The sequence below is a fragment of the Romboutsia sp. 13368 genome (assembly GCF_018336475.1).
GTDB lineage: Bacteria > Bacillota > Clostridia > Peptostreptococcales > Peptostreptococcaceae > Romboutsia.
Genome location: NZ_CP048741.1, coordinates 1,483,197 through 1,485,460 on the forward strand (window position 1 = coordinate 1,483,197; position 2,264 = coordinate 1,485,460).

General features: G+C 23.1%; 2 protein-coding genes. Both read right to left on the bottom strand.

From position 1 onward, the window contains the following. Positions 1-13: 13 nt before the first annotated feature. Positions 14-940 (bottom strand): alpha/beta fold hydrolase, encoded by a 927-nt coding sequence (locus tag G3997_RS05985; RefSeq protein WP_296644395.1) that lies wholly within the window; start codon positions 938-940, stop codon positions 14-16. Between the two features lie 350 nt (positions 941-1,290). Beyond that, on the bottom strand, positions 1,291-2,264 hold a 974-nt coding region (locus G3997_RS05990), incomplete at its 5' end, for a sensor histidine kinase (protein WP_296644398.1).

Genomic DNA, 2,264 nt, shown 5'->3' on the forward strand with positions numbered 1-2,264 from the left:
TTTTTCCATTTTTTCAATATATTTCGTAAAATTCTAGAACTTTTTCAATATACTTCTTAAATATTTCGTCTTTTTCTCTATATATGTCATGTTTAGAATCTTCAATTTTTATAAGTTTACAGCTTTTAACTAAAGATGTAAACTTATTTTGTCCTTCAGGTTTTACAAATAAATCTTTTCCAGCTTGAAATAAAAGTATCTCTGCATTTATATTCTTTATATTTTCTTCTTTAAAAATTTCTTTAATACCCTTAAATGATTGATTCAACCAATTAAAAGATGCTCCTGCAGTTTGTAATTCTTTATGCTCTAACTGTTTATAAAAATATGAATTATATCTTTTATCTGAACTAGTACCAGATTCTTTCAAATCTGGATTAGCATTAAATGGACCTTGACCAAATAAATACTTGTTGCCCAAACCTATCATACAAAATAATTTAGATATTACTTTTGAAAATATCTTAGGATACTTTCCAGTATTTATATCCATCATAGGAGCATTTAATATAGCTTTTTCAAAATAATTATTATATTTTTCTAAAAATAAAGCTCCTATAGCTCCTCCCATAGAGTGTGCATATAGATATAATTTTCTATTATTTAAATTTGGAACTACTATGCTATCTAAGAATGTTTTTAAATCTTCAACATAGTAATTGAAATCTTCAACATTTATTTGGCTACTGTCTATTCCTAACCTACCAGATCGAGCATGTCCTCTATGCTCCATTATATACACAGAATAATTATTTTTATTTAATGTTTTTATAAATTCTCTATATTTCTCAATACTTTCCCAAATTCCATGAGATATAACTATTACGCTTTTGCTACTTTCTATCTCAAAACTTCTATAAAAAATTTTCATCTCATTTTTTCCCATGAAAAAGCCATCTTCATATATTATATTGCTTTTTTCATTTTTAGATTTACTCATAATAATCTCCTATATAAAATTATATTAATATAATTATATAAAAGTKTACAATATTAATATAATGCGAAGTTGAGAGTAGTTTAGCAAAGTAACATAAAAACCACATTCATTTACTATTAATAAGTATATGGATGTGGTTTTTATATTGTGATTCTAGTTTGATTATATTATTTGATTATATATAATTAAACTTAAAGATTGAAATATAAACGTTACACTATATTGATTATAATTTTAACCTTATATTCTTWATNATTARTATAATTATATCTAAATTCTAAAATATATACAATATGGCTTTCATTTATGCATTTATGATAATAAAAAAGTGCCTATCAAGGCACCTAATATTAAACTTCTTTTGTATCAACATCAGACATTTCAAGCTTTACAGATTGATTTATATCTTTTATTTCTACACTTTTAAAGCTATTTTCTACTATATATATAGGAAGTATTATTTCAAAATTAGTTCCTTCGTTTACTTTACTAGTTACATTTATTTTTCCACCATGAAGATTTATTATTTCTTCAACTATACAAAGTCCTATACCACTACCTTCTTCATGTTTTTTAAGTGTATCTGAAACTTGATAAAATCTATTAAAAATTTCATCTAGCTTATCTTTAGGTATTCCTATTCCATTATCTTGAACACTTATAGATACACTATTATCTATCCTTTTTATATATACATATATAATCCCATCTTTATCAGTAAATTTTATAGCATTAGATAATAGATTAAGTATTACTCTTTCTATCTTATCTTTGTCTATAGCAGTTATTATTTCTTCATCCTCTGTATCAAATATTAAATCAATATCTTTACAAGTTGAATAATCCACACTAGCTTGTACTATATCTTCTACAACTTCCACTATATTTATATTTTCTAATTTTAATTCATAGCTTCCATATTCAAATTTTGTTATATCTATAAGGTTATTTACTAACTTTAATAATCTATTTGAATTTTTATTTATCTGTTCTAATTTTTCTAATAAATATTCATTATCATAATTATTTTTATTTATCTTTAAATCCATTACTTTGCTTGTACTTAATATAACATTAAGAGGAGTTCTAAGTTCATGACTCATATTTACTATAAAATCTGTTTTTAATTTTTCTCTTTCTTTTGCATTTTCATAAAGCTTTCTATTTTTTATTGATTTTCTTTTTTCTGATATAAGTATATATACCACATAAAATCCTATCGCTATTATTAAACTAGTTCCCAAATATACTACCAATTTTAATGATTTTGGTATTAATAATCCATACACAGGCTTGTTTATTATAATACTATTTTTAGGAATCT

Bases quoted from the DNA above. Each gene is read 5' to 3' on its own strand.
- G3997_RS05985 (WP_296644395.1), bottom strand. From the start codon at position 940: ATGAGTAAATCTAAAAATGAAAAAAGCAATATAATATATGAAGATGGC.